The organism is Rahnella victoriana, from assembly GCF_004330295.1.
In the GTDB taxonomy this organism is placed as follows: domain Bacteria; phylum Pseudomonadota; class Gammaproteobacteria; order Enterobacterales; family Enterobacteriaceae; genus Rahnella; species Rahnella victoriana.
This window is the reverse complement of sequence record NZ_SJOJ01000026.1, coordinates 1-21,293: the sequence shown is the minus strand read 5'-3', so window position 1 is coordinate 21,293 and position 21,293 is coordinate 1. Positions and strand designations below refer to the sequence as shown.

The following is a 21,293-nucleotide window of genomic DNA, read 5'->3' as shown; positions in this document are numbered from 1 at the left end:
TTCTCCTTAGCAATCGGTCAGGACTTGATCGGACTGCTGCGGATTTGATCGGAAGTGTGAATCATCCTCTGAACTAACGTCTTCTGCTGTTACGGATAGCACGCCCAGGGTATTGCTGGTGAACGCAGGCAAAGGATTCTTTCTGCCGCAGGCGGCAGCCATCAGGCCTTCAGCCAGATAGGCCGCCTCTTGTGTATTGAGCTGAATATTATGATGACCGACAGACAGAGAAATCATTGCATTGTCTCCTGAGCGCGTGCGGCGATGCGGTCATTCATCCAGCTCTCAATCTCGGAGGCCAGCCAGGCCACATTCTTGCCACCGAGAGAAATCTGGGCAGGAAATTGCTGACGGCTGATTAAGTCGTACAGGGTTGAGCGGGAGAGGCCGGTGGTGTGGATCACTTCAGGCAGTCGCATAAAGCGATCGCGTGGGTAAACCGGTGGCATCACGGGGGCAGAAGAAGGGGGCGTATTTTGAGCGGTGGAGAGCATGGTGCTACCTCATATTTGTATCCGGCTGGACGCGACCAGTACCGGCTGTTTCGTTAAGGAGCCCCCTATTGTGAGAATATTTTTTCTTTTAGCAACAAGCCTTTGAACGACAAAATACCTGAAATGCTTTGTGTTTTTTTTAATGGGATTTGAGCCACTTTGCCAATGATTGCCAATGTTAATCAATAATGCTCAATGCTACTCAGTAGGTTATTTTACGCTCAGTTGGTTGAGCTGTTTTAACGATTGAAACTCCAGTATCAATAGGAATAAACATTAATTTATTTTGGGCTAGCCAGAAAAAAGGCTTTTGAAGACAGTGAACAGTCGTGAATAGTGAGTGAATACCTTTAGATGAAGTGTTCACTGCTTAACTTAATGATTTTATTCATTTTTAATTTAAAGTGAACAGTAGTGAATAGTATTTATAGAAATATAAATTCTTTGCTCTTTCCTGGTTTACTTCCCTGCCCGTTGTACCAACGCTGAGCAAACGCCATCAGATAGAAATGTTGTGCCAGCCTCCCCACAATATCCTCACATTGACAACACATTGCTGAGGTAAGCCATGAAACCCGATTCAACCAAAACCGTCGAAGTCGTTATCCAGGATTTTCTTCAGGTCAAAGCCGGTCACAACGAAAAGCCATCATCAGGAAACGCGGAAGGTGCCATCCAACACTTTGAACAGGCCAAAGCGGCGTTTGCTGAGAAAAAGCGTGCACTTGATGAAATTGAAAGTTCAATTGCCCGATGCGCCCAGGAAAAAGAAACGGCGAACAGCGAAATCAAAGAGAACGAAGAGAGCTGGCGTTCACGTTTTCGCAAGTCACGCGGGGTTATGACTGACGAACTCAAGAACGCGCACAGTCAGCGGGCTATCCAGCAGGGGTTAGTAAAAGAGTTTGATGACCTTATTGAGGAGTTGAGTGTCGAGAAACAGTCGGCGATGTTGCATTGTGCTAATGCTGGTGGAGCGTTGATTAGCGCCCACCGCAGCGCACTGAATGCCTATGCTGATACACAGTGGCGCATGGCCATCAACAATCTCAGTCCGGCGCTAGTTCGTGCGGTAAAGCTGAAAGTGCTGGCGTTATCCAACGTCAGTTATCAGGAAACACAATCCGGTCATTATGTAGAGCCCGCCAAAATTGTCAGCGCTGAAATTGGCAAGGCGCTTGTCGGGGCGGCTAGCATAGGTCAGTTCAACATGGATGCAGAACCTATGTTGGAGAAAATCGGGACGCATTCTCCTGCGCTGCCTGGTGTCGATATGGGGCTGCTGCAAAGCCCGATAAAAAGACAATTGCTGGCTCAAAAACTCTCCCAGCGTATCAATTCAAATAAGGAGTAATAGCAAATGATGCGCTGCCCGCTTTGCAGCTCTGTTTCTCACATTCGCACAAGCCGTTATATCACCGAACAGACAAAGGAGTCTTATTATCAGTGCACCAGGCTGGCATGCTCATGCGCATTTAAAACAAATGAAAGTGTCAGTAAAATCGTTAAAAGAGAAAATCTAAAGCATAAAAATATAAATTTCGGCTTGTCTCAATCCCCCAAAAAATAATCTCAAGTGCCGCTTTCGAAGAAGGCGGTATTTTTCATTAATGCAGTGCAAAACCGTCCCTCCGGACAGCCTTTTCTCTGGCTAGCCTGCCCTTGTGAGCTCTGCATGCATAGGGTGCATGGTTTTGCATGCAATCCGGCGTGCTAAAAAGGGCTCAAAACCCTTGCTACACGGGCTTTCAGAGGTTTTATTTCATGCATTAAAACCAGTGAGCTAAGTCAGCAGCGGGCAGGCGGGGAGAATTGCGCGCGCCGAGGTGTGGCAGAAGAAAAGGTGGCCGGCCTGCTCCAACTGAAACATTTCCACCTTCTCTATGGTTTGTTTAATAGAAAGGTTACTTACCATGACATTTTTTATATTTATTACCAGAGCCACATGGGCAGGGCTCATTCCTACCTACTTTAATTTTTGTCATGTTTATATTTTTTCTAGAAAATCTTCTACTCAAATCTTTCATTATAATTTCATTTTTAACTTCTTCTATAGTTAACAAGTAACCAATATCACCATCTAAATGATTGTTTTTTGTATACTCCACATCAAAAGTAACACTATGTTTTTTTAACAAATCATTAAGCTCTCTTTGATTTATTTTTTTATTTGAAAAAGTTCGATTGATGTAAACTAGATCTTCTGAACGAATTGGGCATCCGTTAGGTTCTGTTGCGATAACACAAAGTTTATCTACACTATCATATTTATTTAATACGTAGGGTATATAGGCATAGATGCAACCTACTCGGGCATGCCTGTAGTCGGCGTCTGAATCTGAAATATTTCTTGGGAAGAAAAGAAATAAATAAAACTTCCCTTTTTCATCTAAGGACTCAACGAGCCTTGCGGAAGGCTTTCTTGAATGAGATTTCTCAAATTTTTCCACATAACTTCTTGATAAAAAATATCTAGATTTACGGCTTTCTTTGGCGAGCTCTCTAACTGCTAGCTCGTGTGTCATAAAGTCATGTTCTTTAAAAAAACCAACGTTGCTCGACAATATACTATCAGAAAATATCCTTATTAAATCATCCCAATACTCACTTCCTTTTTTCATGGCTTGTGAATATTTAAACCAATGTGTTGATCGATAATAACACCACTCATTTTCAGGAAGAATTGCAAAATTCTCATCTTTCAAAAAATCCTCATTAAGGATTTTTTTGTTATTCATCAAATAAGTGGCGAGTATTTCCTCCTCCCCTGGGCTAACTTTTAATGCACCAATTCTTACGACTCTTTCTCTTTCTTTTATATAATCCAAGAAATCAGAAGTGGTATTTAGCTCTGTCAATACAATGCTAAGAGAAGTTTCATCAAAAAAATGGATAAAGGTTTTGCTTCTATCAATATCGCCGATGCAAAAAGGGAATTCTAAACATTCCACTCCATCAAATACAAAGGCGTTGAATAATGTGGGTGAACTTCCCGGAGCAATGCTATCATAAAAATCCTGCGCAACTCTTGAAACGTTGTTAATAACACCTATTAGATGGAATTTAAAATCATTATGTATTTCAAAAGGAAGTGAGTTTTTGCATTCTTTATCAAGAAATATTCTACTTGGATACCTCTTTATAAAGTTCTCTGCCCCATAAAGTTGGTCTGACGACTCTAATACTGATTTCTTATACCAGCGTTTCCACGCAACTTCTAAGGTCTTGGTAGAATTAAATTTGATGTTCTTATCTGAGAAGATAATTACATCTTTATCAAAAACTACAATTAAGTCACATACTTCCTTGCCGGTTTTGTTTTTTGAATATCCCTCATCACTATAAATATTTGCATAAGACCATAGTCCCATAAAAGCAGTGTCTGCTAAATCAATTAATTTTTCTTCAGAACTGTTGAAACCAGTGTTTTTAGTTATTTTCCTTAGCATTATATAGGCCTCGCCTTTTTTATTTGTCGATAAATCTCAACTGTGTTATTTCAAAGCTTTAAACGCTGCCACGGCACTGGCGAAGGCAGCAATAAATGAGAATACTGTTGCCCAGACCATACGTTTCTGGATTTTAGTCGATTCAACGTAACGTTGTTCCTCTTCGATATATTTGTTAAGTGTCATTAGTGCTCTTCCATTAACAGTATAGTTACCCCCATGAGTTTTAGTTAGTTCGCCATTAATCACAAATGCCTCAAGCGTAAGGGTTAATTGTTTTCTCATTCTATCTTTTTCATCATGATAAAACCACAATTTACCAAAAACGACTGACATAATATTGATATGGCTAATACCGCCCCCTTCTTTTTGGTCAAGATATAAAGAAATTACCGCCGATAAAACATCATGTAGATTTTTTATTTCTTTACGCTGTTTTCGATAACGATATTTTTCTCGGCTGCTAACCCAGTTATCCTTAATAGCCGATAATTTAAATTTCATCTCACGCCACCAAGTAAGGTCTTTCAGGGTGGTAAATCTTAATTCATGGGCTTTGTAGTAATAAATCCCTGAAAAGGACTCTGAGACCAAACCATCTGGATTTAAATTTTCTGGAATGTTGAATATATTTTGCTCTGAATTCCACCTCAGTACACTAATTTTATTATTTTCATAACCTTTAAAAAGATACTCCTGACCACTATCGAGATGGGTGATATACACGGAATACGCATCATAATGGATGGCAGTTTCATAGTTAAGAGTGATACGGTCAGGTGTTTTTTTCTTTTCGAATTTAGCAAGGTAATGACGAATGTTCATTTACTACTCCTAAACACTGCTTTTAGTGGTTTCTACATCTTAACTTAGCCGCATTCGAGTTTACAGGCAGTTTATCGAATGCTCCGAGAGCCCCGCACTCTCAGTTTTTTTGACTACCCGCCGCGACAGGACTTTTTTAATTCTATGTTTTAAAAACTTCTCTTTTATGATGCAACCGATGTGCCTCTGAGAGATCTCCCTGCAGGACGCTCACCCGCAGTAGCAATTTTTCAGAAAAATAATGTGCGCGAAATGGCAAGGATGGTTTCCGTGCAAATGCTATATGCCATGTCTCCGAGGGGTTACTTGCTACCATATGAGTATCTGGGGGAACATTGCAATTACCCGCCGTTGGAGCGTTGACCTTTCGCTGTCCCTCCGGCCATTCGGGTTTACTCTGTCAGTGGAAGTTTCACCGAATGTGGTAATTCCGCCAGATAAATCTGTTTTAGTTGATATTTTTTTATTTAGCTTTTTTTGAAGTCCGATACATTTAAATAATTGACTTCTAAGTCAGCTTATCGTTGACAGCTGCCTGTCAATGTAGTTTGGTCGGGTTAGATTCTGTTGGCGATAGTCAACTAAAACGCAAATGGGTGTCAGGTGGCCAATCGAATGCAAATAGCCGTGTCGTGATAACAGCGCGTTTGGGATAAATATCGAGGCCAACATATTAATTTTCACATACAGAGACGAGCTGTGATGAACCACAGTTAGTAAATTAGAAAACCGCATAGAGCAAGGTTGTCTACTAAAGGCAGAGTGAGGGGAAGTGTATAGTAATGTGTATACTAAATTAACTTAATGATATTTAATTCATTATTATCATGTGCTTATATTTAAATTACCGTTCCCTTCACCCGCTCCAAAAGCTTCTTCCTCGAATCTGTTCACTACTCTCAAAAATCCACTACCTACTCTCTTTTATTCGTATTTCCTGTACGTCGTTTCTGCGCATACAAATTTTGAATCAAAAACTAAAAGTCGATGCAAATCAGCTGCCTATACTGCGCAGGGAGAGAAGAAACATGAAGGCTTTCAAGCACGGTTGCCGCGTAAGAATTCGGTCGGCTCCCTCCCCTGCGAAGGGGAGGGTTGGGGTGGGGTATTAAGGTCAGATCGCAATGCGGAAATATCGACTATTTTATGATTTGCTAAACCCCCTCCCAGCCTCCCCCTTCGCAGGGGGAGGAGCAAGGAACGGATCCATGCAAGTTCTAGCAAATGGTTTACACCAACAGCAATTACTTATTCTTTACCTGCAATCCGCGCGGCAGATTGTTGTTATCCACCTGCGGTAAACCGGTAGAGGCAGAAGAAGTCAGCAAGCCTGTCTCAACGTAGTTTTGCAGCTTCTCACGGGTATCGGTGATATCCAGGTTACGCATGGTCAGCTGACCAATACGGTCATCCGGTGAGAACACGGAATCGCCTTTTTCCATGGTCAGACGTTCTGGTTTGTAGGTCAGGTTCTCAGACACAGTATTCATGATGGTGTAGTCGTTGCCGCGACGCAGCTCCAGCGTCACTTCACCGGTGATTTCGCTGGCGACCCAACGCTGAGCGGAGTCACGCAGCATCAGAGCCTGAGGATCGAACCAACGGCCCTGATACAGCAGACGACCCAGCACGCGGCCGTTCGCATGGTATTGCTCGATGGTGTCTTCGTTGTGAATACCGGTCAGCAGACGTTCGTAAGCGATGTGCAGCAGCGCCATTCCCGGGGCTTCGTAGATGCCACGGCTTTTGGCTTCGATAATACGGTTTTCAATCTGATCGCTCATGCCCAGACCGTGACGGCCACCGATGCGGTTGGCTTCCATCATCAGCTCAACGCTGTCGTCAAAGGTCACGCCGTTCAGTGCAACCGGATAACCGCGTTCAAAACGGACAACCACTTCTTCCGCTTTCACGACCACATTCTCGTCCCAGAATTTCACGCCCATAATCGGATTAACGATTTTGACGCCGGAATCGAGGAATTCCAGATCTTTGGCTTCGTGCGTCGCGCCCAGCATGTTGGAGTCAGTGGAGTAGGCTTTCTCGGTCGACATTTTGTAGTCGAAACCGGACTGAATCATAAACTCGGACATCTCATGACGGCCGCCGAGTTCATCGATAAAGTCGGTATCCAGCCACGGTTTATAAATTTTCAGTTCAGCATTGGTCAGCAGGCCGTAACGATAGAAACGCTCGATATCGTTACCTTTGTACGTGCTGCCGTCACCCCAGATATTCACGCCGTCTTCTTTCATCGCGGCAACCAGCATAGTACCGGTGACGGCACGACCCAGCGGGGTGGTGTTGAAGTAAGTGACACCTGCGGTGGTGTTATGGAACGCGCCACACTGAATAGCAGCAATCCCTTCGGCAACCAGTTGCTTGCGGCAATCGATCAGGCGAGCTTTCTCTGCACCGTACTCCATCGCTTTACGCGGAATGGCATCGTAATCTTCTTCATCAGGCTGACCCAGATTGGCCGTGTAGGCATAAGGGATAGCGCCTTTTTTTTGCATCCACAGCAGCGCTGCGCTGGTGTCCAGACCGCCGGAGAAAGCGATACCCACACGCTGATTGATAGGAAGGTGCTTGAGAATAGTTGTCATCGGTTAAATCCTGTATGAATTGGGTCTGTCTGCTAAAGGTTTCAATGCCTATATTGATATCGCAAAACCGGCGTCGGGTAAAAGACATTTTGCATATTTATGTAAATTTTATCGCATAACTATCTACTTGTCATGTTGGCCAGGAAGTGTTTTATTCAACATCGTTCAGCATTTTGCCATACCCTCGAATGTCCTTAAATCCCCTCCAGCGGCAACACATCCAGCGGTTTCACTTCCCGAAGCACAAACGAAGTCTGCATCTCTTTAATGCCCGGTAAACGCCGCACCACTTCCATCGCGAAGCTGGAAAAACTGTCGAGATCTTTTGAGACCACCTGCAACATAAAATCCGCGTCACCGGCAATCGCGTAACAGGCAATCACCGGAGGCAGAGCGCCGACTTCCTGCTCGAAACGTTGCGCATCTTCCTCGCTGTGGCTGTCGATTTTTACCCGGATAAACGCCAGCAGCCCCAGCCCGATTTTCTTCCGGTCGATGTTTGCCTGATAACCGGTGATCACGCCGCTGTTTTCCAGCTGTTTCATGCGCCGCCAGCAGGGTGAGGCTGCCATGCCCACTTTTTCTGCCAGCTCCTGATTGGTCATTCTGCCTGATTTCTGAAGTTGTTTAAGAATGCGAAGGTCTGCCGGTGAAATTTCAGATACGGACATAATCTGCCTTTTACGTGTGATTTTTAGAAAGGGATAACCAGATTAGGGCATTTTACCGCGCAAAAAGAAAGCACCTTCCGGCGGCCGGCCGCTATCATTTTTGTCATCAATAATGATGAAAAGGGCGTACAAAATGGCAGACAACCTGCGGGTGGCAATTATCCTCAACCCGGAGCTTCCACCGGGATTACTGGCGAACACGGCAGGCGTAATTGGTATCGGATTAGCGGCAAAATTCCCGATGCTGGCGGGCAGTTCGCTGACCGATGCGAAGGGCGTCACGACCGCGACCATCTCGAAAACGCCGCTGCCCGTTCTTCAGGCAACGCCCGATCACATAAAGGCGCTGATGTTTAAGGCGCTGGAGGCGGAAGGTGAGCACGGCGTGGTGCCGTTTCCGGTATTTGCCCGCACGATGCATCAGTTTGAGCAATACGAAATGACGTTTCCGCTGCGGGATTTATACGATGAGGTGATCGACGGTGTCGGGCTGGTGGGGCCGGAAAAGTGGATAAAATCGCTGACGGGGAATCTGAAATTATTGCGCTAATCAGTTGAATATAGGGATATAAAAAACCGGCAAACATGCCGGTTTTCTTTTCACATTCAGGTGTCAGTTCGTCACTTTCAGCTGCGGATAGCGTTTGAAAATCGTCAGACACCACACGAAGGCCACGCAGCCAATCAGGCCACCGGCGTAACCGACGTGGCTCATTTCAAGATGCAGACTCACCTGATTACCGATCAGCGCGCCCGCGCCGATACCGATGTTATAGATGCCGGACAGCAGCGCCATTGAGACGTCAGTAGCGTCTGTCGCCAGCGCCAGTACGCGCACCTGCAATGCCAGTCCGATAATCATCATTGCCAGTCCCCAGATCACACAAAGCACTGAAATCGCAACCGGATTCATCACCGCCACAAATAACAGCAACATGCTGAGGGTGACCAGCAGGATCGGGCCGCTGAGCATCGCCGCCGGGAAGCGGTTGCCGAGCACGCTGAACGCAATGCTGCCAAGGATGCCCGCGCCGCCGAAAATCAGCAGCAGGAAGGTGGTGAAGTTTTCACCCATACTGGCGACGGTCTGGATAAACGGCTCGATGTAGCTGTATGCCGTATAGTGAGCGGTCACTATCAGTGCAGTCAGCAGATACATGCCGACCAGCGCCGGACGACGGAACAGCATCGGCACGCTTTTCAGTGAACCGGTATGTTCGCTCGGTAACGGTGGCAGCAGTTTGATCAGGCAAATCAGCGTCAGCAGCGCAACGATGCCGATGCTCATAAAGGTGGTGCGCCAGCCAAGATACTGGCCGATCAGGCGACCGAGCGGTAAACCGAGCACCATCGCCAGCGCGGTGCCGGTGGCTAACATACTGAGCGCCTGCGTTTTTTTACCGGCAGGGGCGACGCGGATGGCCAGTGATGCGGTAATTGACCAGAAAATCGCATGGGCGAGGGCGATACCGACGCGCGAGGCGACCAGGCTCCAGAAATCCCAGGCCACAACCGAAAGAATATGGCTGGCGATGAATATCACAAAGATGATGATCAGTAACCGTTTTCGCTCAACATTGCGGGTCAGCAGCATCAGCGGCAGTGACATCAGCGCCACCACCCAGGCGTAGATGGTCAGCATCAGACCGACCTGTGCGGTCTTCATGTTGAAGCTGGCGGCGATATCGGAAAGTAATCCGACAGGCACGAATTCAGTGGTGTTGAAGATGAACGCGGCAATAGCCATCATCACAACGCGGAGCCATGCTGTCCTGCGCGAAACGGTATCTGATTGCATTGAAATTTATGACTTATAAGAATGATGTTGGGATCAGGCATCTGTCTGGCAGACGTCTGTTGAGGGCATAGTGTGTTTTATTTGTTCGAAAAATGGAACAGAAAACTGGCCTAACAGATAAATGTTTCGGCGACAATTTTAGTGATGGAAACTGAGAAGCAGGTCACTGTATTTTATTGCGGATGCCAGCACCAGTGCCACGGCTCATAAATGAAGCCCCACGGGTTGTTCAGCGGGAAGGACATCACGAAACCGAAGCCAGCGGCGTTGGCCTGCAACCACTGAAAAGCCTCAGTGTCGCCGAACACGCCGGTCACTTCATCGCAGCCGGGGGTATTGATGTCGACCGCGCAGCCGGTGTGATGTTCGCTGCATCCGGGGGGCGCCAGCGAGGTGAAGAAGACGGCCGGTGAAATTCCCTGATCCAGCTTCTTACGCAGTAACCCGGCCTGATAATCCAGACTGCGAAAAGCAGAGACCAGATAGATCGCCACGCCGTCGGCGGCAGCCTGCTGCTTCATCTTATGCCAGGCGGCAGAGGCGGGGGCGATCAGGCGGTAGGTTTTACCGGTTTCAGGGTCAGTTTCCACATCCTCCAGTAAGTGCTCACTTACTTCTTCGAAGTAGGGCAACGTACGGTGAGCGATCACCGTCGGGTCGATATGCAGATCCCGCAATATCTGTTCCGTGCGGGCTTTCAGTTCTGCCTGATTCATGCCGGTTCGTTCCCGGAGCGGCCAATCACCTCGTTCATGGCTTCACTCATCGCCTTACCCGCGACGCGCATTCCCTGCTGATAGCGGGCAGCGGCGGTAACAAAGGCATTAAGCAGTTGGGTATCCTGCGCATGTTGCTGATATTCAGGGTGCCATTGCACGCCAAGGCAGAAATCATAGCCTTCACATTCAATGCCTTCGATCACGCCGTCGGGCGCGTACGCATTGACGATACAACCGGGGCCGACCGATTTAACTGCCTGATGGTGCGAGCTGTTGACCTCGTAATGGTCGCGATCTACCGAGCGGCTGAGCAGCGTGCCTTCGACAATCTCCACCGGATGACGCGCGCGCTTTTTGCCGCCCGCGTTTTCAGTATCGACAGTCGTGCTGTGTTCAAGGGCATCGGGCAGCGCATCGGGGATGTGCTGATGCAGCGTGCCACCGGTCAGAACCGCCAGCAGTTGCTGACCGCCGCAGATCCCCAGCAGCGGCATATTGCGTTGCATGGCACCTTTGACGATGGCTTTTTCAAATTCGGTGCGGGCGGGTTTCAGACGCACCTGATCGCTGGTCTGTTGCTCATTAAAGAGCTCAGGCGGAACATCAAACGCGCCGCCGGTGACGACAATCCCGTCGCACAACGCCAGATATTCATCGGCCAGTGCGGCGTGATGTGGCAAGGCCAGCGGCACGGCGCCCAGCTCTGCCAGACTGTTCATGTAATTTTGCCGTAACGCATACCACGGAAAATCGGCATAGCCCCCGGCCTCCTCACTGTCGAGTGTTACCCCTATCACCGGTCTGGATTGAAATTTTGTCTGCATTCGCCTGAGTCCCTGCCATGAAGATGAAAAACAATCAGAAATTTCACCATATCAAGCCGTGGTCGAGGCAAACAATATAAATTATCAATAAGTGGTATTTTCAGTATTTACCGCTGGTTTTATCACCCGTTCGGGTGGCGCGGCAGATTTATTTTTCTCCTAAGTCTGCGTTTTCCTGACAAAATTCCGGCGTAGCTTGACACTTCCTGATAATTTTCTGCCCCCTTCTTCAATATTCATTCTCATTTAGTTCTTAACATGACAGGCCATGAAGGGATAAATTAGCGGGTATAATTCATCCTGCTGAATGAAATAGAAATTCTTAATTGCTAACGAAATCTTTACGTTGTCCTAAAAACAGCCACAGGGGCTTTTCAGGGATAATGGTTTTTTGACTGATATTGAAAATCTCTGGTTGAAGGTCATTTTTCAGCTGTTTTCTCCTCATTAATACTGCGAAACCAAGAAATTTATGCTGCCGACTGCCTCGTCTCGTTCCAAAAAGCGCACCTTCGTGTGGGTTATCGTTGCCATTATCGTTGCTGCGATCCTGGTCTGGTTTTTTGCTTTCCATCAAAGTGCCTCTGATCCCTCTGCTCATAAAAAACCGGGCCGTAGCGGTATGCGCGCGGTGCGCGGCCAGATGATGGCAGGAATGGCTACGCCGGTGCAGGCCGGAAAAGCCACGCAGGCCGATGTGCCGGTTTATCTGCGTGCGCTGGGCACGGTGGTGGCGAACGCCACGGTGACGGTGACCAGCCGGGTCGACGGCCAGCTGATGAAGGTGTATTTCACCGAAGGGCAGAAAGTGGAGCAGGGCCAGTTGCTGGCGCAGATTGATCCGCGCAGCTATCAGGCCACGCTGGAACAATATCAGGGCGATTTAGCGCAGAATCAGGCGCTGTCGAGAAGTGCCGAGCTGACGCTGGCGCGTTACCGCAAATTGTATGCGCAGGATTCCCTCGCGCGTCAGGATCTGGAAAGCCAGATTGCGACCGCCGGTCAGTACGCCGGTGCGGTGAAAGCCGATCTGGCCCAAATCGCCGCCGCCAAACTGAATCTTGAGTTCGCGAAAATTACCGCGCCGGTCAGCGGGCATGTGGGGTTACGTCTTGTCGATCCGGGCAACATGGTGACCAGCAGTTCCACCACCGGCATCGTTACCATCACCCAGACGCAGCCGATTGCCGTGACCTTCAGCGTGCCGCAAAGCAACTTACAAACCCTGCTCAAAGCCCTGCGCGGCGGCAATCAGTTGCCGACCACGGCTTTTGATCAGACGGGCAGCGACGTGCTCGGGCAGGGCAAATTGCAATTTATCAGCAACGAAATTGATACCAGCACCGGCAGCATCAAGCTGAAGGCGTTGTTCGATAACGCCGATGAAAAACTCTATCCGAACCAGTTTGTGAATGCCCGCTTACAGGTCGCGACGCTGAAAGACGCGACGGTGATCCCGGCGGCGGCATTGCAGCTGAGCAGCGACGGCGACTTCGTGTATGTGGTGAAATCAGACAACACCATTGAACGCCGCAGCGTGAAATCCGGGCCGGACTTTGGCGACAATCAGGTGGCGATCCTCTCCGGCGTGAAGCCGGGCGAGCAGGTGGTGACCACCGGTATTGACCGCCTGAACAACGGCACCAAAGTCGAGATTGTCACGCCAAACGCCGGGGAGGCTGCGGCGGCAGACGGTTCGTCTAAAGCCCGCGAGCAAAGCGGCGGTGTGGATAAAGCCACCACCGGCGCGGACAAAACGGCACCTGATGCAGACAAAAACACAGCCGGTAAAGACAGCGGGTCTAAATGAATCCTTCACGCCTCTTTATACTCCGGCCGGTCGCGACCATTCTGCTGATGGTCGCCGTGCTGCTGTCGGGGATTTTCGCCTACAACATGCTGTCGACCTCGGCGCTGCCGCAGGTGGATTATCCGACCATTCAGGTGACCACGCTGTATCCGGGTGCCAGCCCGGATGTGATGGCATCAGGGATCACCGCCCCGCTTGAGCGTCAGCTCGGTCAGATGGCCGGTCTGAGCCAGATGTATTCCACCAGCGCCAGCGGTTCATCCATTATCACGCTGAAATTCTCGCTGGATTTGTCCCTCGACGTCGCCGAGCAGGAAGTGCAGGCGGCAATTAACGCTGCTGACAGCCTGCTGCCAAGCGATCTGCCGAACCCGCCGACCTACAAAAAAGTGAACCCGGCGGATGCCGCCGTGCTGACGCTGGCGGCAACGTCTGAATCGTTGCCGCTGACCAAAGTGCAGGATCTGGTGAATACCCGCGTGGCGCTGAAACTGTCGCAGATTTCCGGCGTCGGTATGGTGACACTGGCGGGCGGCCATCAGCCTGCCATCCGTGTGCAGGTGGATCCGCGTAAGCTGGCGGCGCATAACCTCAGTCTGGAAACCATCAACACGCTGATCGGTAACAGCAACGTCAACGGCTCCAAAGGCGGCTTTGATGGCCCGAACCATTCGATCACCATTGATGCCAATGATCAGCTGCGTACCGCGGATGAATACGGCAACCTGATCGTCAATTATGAAAACGGTGCGGCACTGCGTCTGCGGGATGTGGCGACGCTCTCCGAAGCGCCGGAAAACCAGTACCTTTCCGCGTGGGCGAACAAGCAACCGGCGATCATTATCAGCGTGCAGCGTCAGCCGGGCGCGAACGTGATTCAGGTGGTGGATGCCATTAAAGCGCAGTTGCCGAAATTGCAGGAAGCCCTGCCGGAATCGGTGAAAGTCAGCGTGGTGTCAGACCGTACGCAAACCATCCGTGCCTCGATCAGCGATGTTCAGTTTGAACTGCTGCTGTCGATTGCGCTGGTGGTGATGGTCACCTTCCTGTTCCTGCGCAATGTCGCGGCGACACTGATCCCGAGCGTTGCGGTGCCGCTGTCGCTGGTCGGTACTTTCGGCGTGATGTACCTGTGCGGTTTCAGCCTTAATAACCTGTCACTGATGGCGCTGACCATCGCCACCGGCTTTGTTATTGATGACGCCATCGTGGTGGTGGAAAACATTTCGCGGCGTCTGGAAGAGGGCGAAACGCCGATGCAGGCGGCGCTGAAAGGCTCGCAGCAAATCGGTTTCACCATTATTTCCCTGACGTTCTCGCTGATTGCCGTGCTGATCCCGCTGCTGTTTATGGGCGACGTGGTCGGGCGTCTGTTCCGTGAATTCGCCATTACGCTGGCGGTGTCGATACTGGTGTCGATGGTGGTGTCGCTGACGCTCACCCCGATGCTGTGCGCCTATTTACTGCGCCATACGCCGGAAGAAAAACAGAGCAAGTTTTACCGCAAAGGCGGCGAGTTCTTCGACAAGATGATTGCCGGTTACGATCGCATGCTGATCGTGGTGCTCAATCACCAGAAGCTGACCTTGCTGGTCGCCGCCGCGACGCTCGTGTTCACCGCGTTGCTGTATGTGATTGTGCCGAAAGGCTTCTTCCCGTCGCAGGATACCGGGATGATCCAGGGGATCACCCAGGCGTCGCAGGACGTATCCTTCAGTGAAATGGGGCGCCGTCAGCAGTTACTGACCGCCGCTATTCTCAACGATCCTGATGTGGAAAGCGTGTCGTCTACCATCGGTGTGGACGGCAATAACACCAGCCTGAACAGCGGGCGTTTGCAGATCAGCCTGAAATCGTTTGATGAGCGCAGTGAACGTGCGCCGGCGATCATTGAACGTCTGAAGCAGGAAACCGCCGGTGTACCGGGTATTGCGCTTTACATGCAGGCCTCGCAGGATCTGACCGTGGACGATCAGGTGACGCCGAGCCAGTACCAGTTCACGCTGGATGATTCCGACAGCGAAAATCTGGTGGAATGGACGCCGAAACTGATTGAAAAACTCAGTGCCTTGCCGGAATTCAGCGACGTGGTCAGCAACCTGCAAAATCAGGGGCAGATCGCGTATGTGGAGCTGGACCGGGACGCCGCAGCGCGTTACGGCATTACCGCTTCTGACGTCGATACCGCGCTGTATAACGCCTTCGGTCAGCGTCTGGTTTCCACCATCTTTACCCAGGCGAACCAGTACCGCGTGGTGCTGGAAGTGGCGCCGCAGTTCCAGCAGTCACCGGCTTCGTTTGACGATGTCTATCTGGCGACCAACAACAGCACCTCGACCAGCGGCACGGCAGCGACCACCACGACGACCACGTCCACCACATCGGACAGCGGTAACCCGACCACGAATTCGGGTGCGACCAACGGCATGATCAAACTGACGTCGATCGCCAAAATCCACATGCGCACCGGCGCTCTGTTGCAGGCGCGCCTGAACCAGTTCCCGGCGGTGACCGTGTCATTTAATCTTAAAGACGATTACTCGCTGGAACAGGCGCAGCAGGCGATCAAAACCACTGTGGCCGATATCGCCATGCCGGACAGCATCACTTTGCGTTATCAGGGTGCGGCGGCGTCGTTTGAAAGTGCGACCGGCAACACGCTGTGGCTGATCCTCGCCGCGCTGCTGACCATGTATGTGGTGCTCGGCATTCTGTACGAAAGCTTTATTCATCCGGTGACCATTCTGTCCACGCTGCCGTCAGCGGCGGTGGGCGCGTTGCTGTCGCTGATCTTCGCCGGTACCGAGTTCAGCCTGATCGCCCTGATCGGGGTGATCCTGCTGATCGGCATCGTGAAAAAGAACGCCATTATGATGATCGACTTTGCGCTGGATGCGGAAAACAAGCAGGGTCTCTCGCCGCGTGAGGCGATCCATCAGGCGTGTTTACTGCGTTTCCGTCCGATCATGATGACCACCATGGCGGCGCTGCTCGGCGCACTGCCGCTGATGCTGGCGAGCGGATCCGGCGCGGAACTGCGTCAGCCGCTGGGGCTGGTAATCGTCGGCGGTCTGATCTTCAGTCAGATCCTGACACTGTTCTCCACGCCGGTGATTTACCTGATGTTTGACCGGCTTTCTCACCGTCTGAATCCGCGTCATCGCCGCGCAGCGAAGCAGGCGGAATAAATGAACATTTCGCGTTTCTTCATCTTCCGTCCGGTGGCGACTTTGCTGCTGACGATGGCGATACTCCTGCTCGGTTTGCTCGGGTATCGCCTGCTGCCGGTGGCACCGCTGCCGCAGGTGGATTTCCCGACCATTCTGGTCAGCGCCAGTCTGCCCGGTGCCAGTCCTGAAACCATGGCGGCAACGGTAGCGACGCCGCTGGAAAGGGCGCTCGGGCAAATCGCCGGGGTGACGGAAATGACCTCGCGCAGCTCGCAAAGTTCGACCAGCGTCATTTTGCAGTTCGATCTGGATCGCGACATCAACGGCGCGGCGCGCGACGTACAGGCGGCGATCAACGCCTCCCGCGCCTTGCTGCCGAGCAGCATGCCGTCGCTGCCGACCTATCGTAAAGCCAACCCGTCGGATGCGCCGATCATCATGCTGGCGCTGACCTCTGCCACGCGCAGTAAAGGCGAGCTGTACGATATCGCCTCGAGCCAGCTGCAACAGAAAATCGCGCAGGTCAACGGCGTCGGCCAGGTTTCGCTGGTCGGTTCCGCGCTGCCGGGCGTGCGCATTGATTTGCGTCCGGAAGCGATCACCTCTTACGGAATTTCCCTCGACACCATTCGCACCGCTATTGCCGACAGCACCAGTAATCTGCCGAAGGGCCTGCTGCAAGGGTCGGATCAGTCGTGGATGATTGAAGGCAACGGCCAGCAAAGTACTGCCGCGCAGTACAAAACGCTGATCGTCACCTACATCAACGGCTCGGCCATCCGCCTCAGCGACATCGCCAATGTGTACGATTCGGTCGAAGACAAATACAACGTCGGTTATTACAACAGCACGCCGTCGGTAATGATTGGTGTGACGCGTCAGGCTGGCGCGAACATGCTGGAAACCATCGAGGCGATCAAGGCCGCGCTGCCGCTGATGAAAGAAAGCCTGCCCGGCGACGTGCAGCTTAATCTGGCGCTGGACCGCTCGCCGAACGTGTCGGCTTCCCTGCGGGATACCGAAATGACCCTGCTGGAAGCCACGCTGCTGGTGATCGCGGTGGTGTTTGTCTTCCTGCGCAACTGGAATGCGGTGCTGATCCCTGCGGTGGCGCTGCCGGTTTCGCTGATCGGCACCTGCGCGGTGATGTATCTGCTCGGCTACAGTCTGGATAACCTGTCGCTGATGGCGCTGATCATCTCCACCGGCTTTGTGGTCGATGACGCCATTGTGGTGCTGGAAAATATTACGCGGCATATCGAGGAGGGAATGGGGCCGGTGCGGGCGGCGCTGAAAGGCGCGCAGGAAGTCAGCTTCACCGTGCTGTCGATGACGCTCTCGCTGATCGCGGTGTTCATTCCGATCCTGCTGATGGGCAGCATCGTCGGGCGTCTGTTCCGCGAATTTGCGGTCACGCTCAGCGTCTCGCTGATCATTTCGATGCTGGTGTCGCTGAGTCTGACGCCGATGCTGTGCGCGCGCTTCCTCAAACGCAAACCGCCGGTGGAAAAACGTCAGCCACGCATTTACCGCATGATCGAACGCGGGCTGAATAAACTGCTGGCGGCGTATTCTGCGGCGCTCGGCTGGGTGATGCGTCATCAGCTGATCACGCTGGTCGGTTTGTTCCTGACCATCCTGCTCAATTTCTATCTGTATACCGTGGTGGAAAAAGGCTTCTTCCCCGATCAGGACACCGGCATGCTGATGGGCATGTTGCGTGCGGATCAGAACACCTCGTTCCAGTCGATCCAGCCGCAGGTGCTGAAATACAGCAAGATCATTCAGGATGATCCGGCGGTGGAAGCCGTCATGAGTTCAGCGGGCAGCGGCGGTTTCGGATCACGTAACACCGCCACTTTCTTCGTGCGTCTGAAAGATTTCGATAAACGCACCGCGACCGCCAATCAGGTGGCTAACCGCCTGATGATGGCCACCGGCAAAGAGCCGGGCGCGCAGCTGTTCCTGATGGCCGCGCAGGATCTGCATATCGGCGGGCGCAGTGCCAACGCCCAATATCAGTACAGCCTGCAATCTGACGATCTTTCCGTGCTGCGTGAATGGGCGCCGAAAGTGCAGAAAGCCCTGGCGAAACTGCCGCAACTGACCGGCGTGGATTCCGATGCGCAGACCGGCGGGCAGGAGATCATGCTCAATATCGACCGGGATCGCGCCACGCAGCTCGGCGTGAACGTGAAGATGATCGACACGCTGCTCAATAACGCCTTCAGCCAGCGGCAGGTTGCCACGATTTACAAAACGCTGAACCAGTATCACGTGGTGATGAACCTGACATCCGACTACACCAGTAATCCGGATGTGCTGCATCAGCTGTATGTGGTGACGGATGCCGGTAATCAGGTGCCGTTGTCGGCGTTTGCCACCTTCAGCGGGGCGAATGCGCCGCTGTCGGTTTCCCATCAGGGACAGACGGCGACCACCACGATTGCCTTCAACCTCGCCGACGGTTATGCGCTGGAAGATGCGCAGGCGGCGCTGAAAACGGCCATGGCGCAAATCGGTTTACCGGATACCGTTCATGGCAGTTATGCCGGTACGGCGCAGGCATTTGAAGCGCTGGCCAGCTCCATGCCCTGGCTGATCCTGGCCGCGCTGGCGGCGGTGTATATCGTGCTCGGCGTGCTGTATGAAAGTTATATTCACCCGCTGACCATTCTTTCCACGCTGCCGTCTGCCGGGCTTGGCGCGCTGTTGCTGATGCTGGTCACGGGAACGCAACTGACGGTGATCGCACTGATCGGGATCCTGCTGCTGATCGGCATCGTGAAAAAGAATGCGATCATGATGATCGACTTCGCGCTCGACGCCGAACGGCGGCTCGGCCTGACGCCACAACAGGCGATCACGCAGGCCTGCCTGATGCGTTTCCGTCCGATCCTGATGACGACGCTGGCGGCGTTCTTCGGTGCCTTGCCGCTGGCAATGGGCAGCGGCGGTGACGCTGATCTGCGCAGCCCGCTGGGGCTGGCGATTGCCGGTGGTCTGGCGCTGAGCCAGATCCTGACGTTATTCACCACGCCGGTGGTTTACCTGTATATGGATCGCACCAGCCGCGCGACGCACCGTCTGTGGCAGCGACTGCGTCCTCACACGCCGCCGCCGGAGGCCCGTACACATGACTGATCACACTGAAACTCATTACCCTGAAGCGAATCTGATGACTCTGCAAAAAACACGTTCTATGGTGTTCCGTCTTGCCCCGCTGGCGCTGGCGTTACTGGTCAGCGCCTGTGCTGTCGGCCCTGATTACAAACGACCGGACGTGGCGATGCCGACGGCATTTAAAGAAGCCAAAGGCTGGACCGCCGCCATCCCGAAAGATAATCAGGCCAAAGGTGACTGGTGGGCGGTGTATCAGGATCCTGAGTTGTCATCGCTGCTGACGCAGGTGCAGATTTCCAACCAGAACGTCGCGCAATATGCCGCGCAATACCGACAGGCGCAGGCACTGGTCACACAGGCGCGTTCCGACCTGTATCCTTCCGTCGATGCCACCGTCGGCAGCACGCGCAGCGGCACATCCGCCTCCACCAGCAACAGCCAGTCCGCACAACTGAGTGCCAGCTGGGAGCTGGATTTGTGGGGCAAACTGCGCCGTACGGCAGAAGAGCAGGATGCCAGCGCGCAGGCCAGCAAGGCCGATCTGGCTGATGCGACGCTCAGCGCGCAGGCCGAACTGGCGCAGGATTATTTCCAGCTGCGGGTGATGGATCAGCAAATCGCGCTCTATAAACAAAGTATTGATGCCTACCAGCGTTATCTGACCGTGATCCAGAACCAGTATGAAGGTGGCAACACCTCTCGTGCCACACTGGCGCAGGCGCAGACGCAGCTGGAAAGCACCAAAGCCTCGGCGCTGGATCTGCAATGGCAGCGCGCCCAGCTTGAGCACGCCATCGCCGTGCTGATCGGCAAACCACCGGCACAGTTCAGCCTTGCGGCACGCGACGTGAAACTGAACCTGCCGCCAATGCCGGATGCCATTCCGTCACAGCTGTTGCAGCGCCGTCCTGATATCGCGGCTGCCGAACGCACCATGGCTTCTTCCAACGCCGCCGTCGGTGTGGCGACCGCCGCGTATTATCCGGATCTGACCCTGAGCGCCAGCGGCGGTTTCGCCAGTTCGGCCTTCCACAACCTGTTCTCGCTGCCCAACCGCGTCTGGTCTTTAGGCCCGGAACTCAGCCAGACGGTACTGGATTTCGGTTCCACCCGTGGCAAAGTGGCACAAGCCGAAGCCGCGTATGACGCCGATGTCGCCAGCTATCGCCAGAGCGTGTTAACCGCGATGCAGGAAGTGGAAGATTATCTGGTCGAACTGCACACGCTGGACAGCGAACTGGTCGCCCGCCAGAACGCCGCCGATTCCGCCAAAGAATCCGCCCGCGTGACCAACAACCAATATCAGGCCGGGATGATCGACTATCTCGACGTCGCCACGACCGAAAATACCAGCCTGACGCAACAGCAAAGCGTCCTGTCACTGCTCAGCACCCAGATGGTCACCAGCGTCAAGCTGATCGCCGCACTGGGCGGGGGATGGAACGGGGATGTGGGGAAATAAGAGAGGGTGAATTATCTCTGCACGAAGGACACATAAAACTGTCTTTGGTGTAGAGAACATCATTGTAAGAACCTTGAAACATTGATAATGGCAGCGACTAAGCCGCCATTCCTTAGTATAGAATCTGCAGCATTCTGACTAAATCACGCTGTTGCGCGGTGATTCCATCCATCTTTAAAAATAATATTACCGTCGCAATGCTTCCATGTAATCGCTTCATAACGAAGTAAGATAGTTTCCATATGTGTACCTGTTGAAGAATCGGGATATAAGTCGGGAGTTATTGAAGATATTTTTACGTTTTCTAAAATAATATTAAAATATTCTCTTTCTAACCCTTCA

General features: G+C 52.0%; 17 protein-coding genes and 1 pseudogene. 7 read left to right on the top strand and 11 right to left on the bottom strand.

What is annotated here, in order from left to right; translation table 11 throughout:
* Positions 1-6: 6 nt before the first annotated feature.
* On the bottom strand, positions 7-237 hold the full coding sequence (locus tag EYY67_RS19320; protein ID WP_131694180.1) for a hypothetical protein: 231 nt from the start codon (positions 235-237) through the stop codon (positions 7-9).
* A complete protein-coding gene (locus EYY67_RS19315) occupies positions 234-494 on the bottom strand; it encodes a helix-turn-helix transcriptional regulator (protein ID WP_131694179.1) in 261 nt (86 codons plus the stop codon). Before EYY67_RS19315 ends, EYY67_RS19320 begins: the two co-directional genes overlap by 4 nt.
* A gap of 568 nt (positions 495-1,062) precedes the next feature.
* Between EYY67_RS19315 and EYY67_RS19310 the strand changes: the two genes are divergently transcribed.
* On the top strand, positions 1,063-1,848 hold the full coding sequence (locus EYY67_RS19310; protein ID WP_120134552.1) for a capsid protein: 786 nt from the start codon (positions 1,063-1,065) through the stop codon (positions 1,846-1,848).
* 6 nt (positions 1,849-1,854) lie between these two features.
* Positions 1,855-2,064: an ogr/Delta-like zinc finger family protein gene (locus EYY67_RS19305; protein ID WP_120134551.1), complete on the top strand. Its 210-nt coding sequence runs from the start codon at positions 1,855-1,857 to the stop codon at positions 2,062-2,064.
* A 334-nt stretch (positions 2,065-2,398) separates the two neighbouring features.
* On the opposite strand, the pseudogene EYY67_RS24940 reads toward EYY67_RS19305, so the two are convergent.
* From EYY67_RS24940 to EYY67_RS19285, 4 genes and pseudogenes are all read right to left on the bottom strand, one after another.
* Positions 2,399-2,467 (bottom strand): annotated as a pseudogene (locus EYY67_RS24940) (SEC-C metal-binding domain-containing protein); the annotation flags it as partial.
* Positions 2,468-3,988: 1,521 nt separating this feature from the next.
* On the bottom strand, positions 3,989-4,768 hold the full coding sequence (locus EYY67_RS19295) for a hypothetical protein (RefSeq protein WP_120134549.1): 780 nt from the start codon (positions 4,766-4,768) through the stop codon (positions 3,989-3,991).
* A gap of 1,244 nt (positions 4,769-6,012) precedes the next feature.
* Positions 6,013-7,374 (bottom strand): argininosuccinate synthase, encoded by a 1,362-nt coding sequence (argG, locus tag EYY67_RS19290; RefSeq protein WP_112290320.1) that lies wholly within the window; start codon positions 7,372-7,374, stop codon positions 6,013-6,015.
* Positions 7,375-7,568: 194 nt separating this feature from the next.
* Complete coding sequence (locus tag EYY67_RS19285; RefSeq protein WP_131694178.1) at positions 7,569-8,045, bottom strand: Lrp/AsnC family transcriptional regulator; 477 nt, start codon at positions 8,043-8,045, stop codon at positions 7,569-7,571.
* A gap of 133 nt (positions 8,046-8,178) precedes the next feature.
* Between EYY67_RS19285 and EYY67_RS19280 the strand changes: the two genes are divergently transcribed.
* Entirely contained in the window at positions 8,179-8,595 is a 417-nt protein-coding gene (locus tag EYY67_RS19280) for a DUF2000 domain-containing protein (RefSeq protein ID WP_095923306.1), read from the top strand.
* Between the two features lie 63 nt (positions 8,596-8,658).
* On the opposite strand, the gene EYY67_RS19275 is transcribed toward EYY67_RS19280, so the two are convergent.
* The 4 genes from EYY67_RS19275 to EYY67_RS24530 form a co-directional block, all read right to left on the bottom strand.
* The gene (locus EYY67_RS19275; RefSeq protein ID WP_119822885.1) at positions 8,659-9,843 is read right to left on the bottom strand and encodes a sugar transporter; all 1,185 of its coding nucleotides are present in this window, start codon (positions 9,841-9,843) and stop codon (positions 8,659-8,661) included.
* Between the two features lie 173 nt (positions 9,844-10,016).
* Positions 10,017-10,559, bottom strand: a complete 543-nt coding sequence (locus EYY67_RS19270; protein WP_131694177.1) for a M15 family metallopeptidase — start codon at positions 10,557-10,559, stop codon at positions 10,017-10,019.
* Positions 10,556-11,386 carry a gamma-glutamyl-gamma-aminobutyrate hydrolase family protein gene (locus EYY67_RS19265; RefSeq protein WP_131694176.1) on the bottom strand — a complete coding sequence of 277 codons (831 nt, stop codon included), beginning with the start codon at positions 11,384-11,386 and terminating at the stop codon, positions 10,556-10,558. Before EYY67_RS19265 ends, EYY67_RS19270 begins: the two co-directional genes overlap by 4 nt.
* Before the next feature lie 322 nt (positions 11,387-11,708).
* The gene (locus EYY67_RS24530) at positions 11,709-11,960 is read right to left on the bottom strand and encodes a hypothetical protein (RefSeq protein ID WP_165497984.1); all 252 of its coding nucleotides are present in this window, start codon (positions 11,958-11,960) and stop codon (positions 11,709-11,711) included.
* On the opposite strand from EYY67_RS24530, the gene EYY67_RS19260 reads away from it, so the two are divergent.
* Genes EYY67_RS19260 through EYY67_RS19245 form a run of 4 tightly spaced genes read left to right on the top strand, consistent with a single transcriptional unit; the run spans position 11,859 to position 20,951 of the window.
* Positions 11,859-13,196: an MdtA/MuxA family multidrug efflux RND transporter periplasmic adaptor subunit gene (locus tag EYY67_RS19260; RefSeq protein ID WP_131694175.1), complete on the top strand. Its 1,338-nt coding sequence runs from the start codon at positions 11,859-11,861 to the stop codon at positions 13,194-13,196. The two genes, EYY67_RS24530 and EYY67_RS19260, sit on opposite strands and share 102 nt — an antisense overlap.
* Positions 13,193-16,384 (top strand): efflux RND transporter permease subunit, encoded by a 3,192-nt coding sequence (locus EYY67_RS19255; RefSeq protein WP_131694174.1) that lies wholly within the window; start codon positions 13,193-13,195, stop codon positions 16,382-16,384. The genes EYY67_RS19260 and EYY67_RS19255 overlap by 4 nt, the downstream gene beginning before the upstream one ends.
* The gene (locus tag EYY67_RS19250) at positions 16,385-19,510 is read left to right on the top strand and encodes an efflux RND transporter permease subunit (RefSeq protein ID WP_131694173.1); all 3,126 of its coding nucleotides are present in this window, start codon (positions 16,385-16,387) and stop codon (positions 19,508-19,510) included.
* Positions 19,503-20,951: an efflux transporter outer membrane subunit gene (locus EYY67_RS19245; RefSeq protein WP_131694172.1), complete on the top strand. Its 1,449-nt coding sequence runs from the start codon at positions 19,503-19,505 to the stop codon at positions 20,949-20,951. Before EYY67_RS19250 ends, EYY67_RS19245 begins: the two co-directional genes overlap by 8 nt.
* Before the next feature lie 143 nt (positions 20,952-21,094).
* Here EYY67_RS19245 and EYY67_RS19240 read toward each other — a convergent pair.
* Positions 21,095-21,293, bottom strand: a 199-nt coding sequence (locus EYY67_RS19240; protein ID WP_207391102.1) for a type VI secretion system tube protein Hcp, incomplete at its 5' end; no start/stop codon positions are given.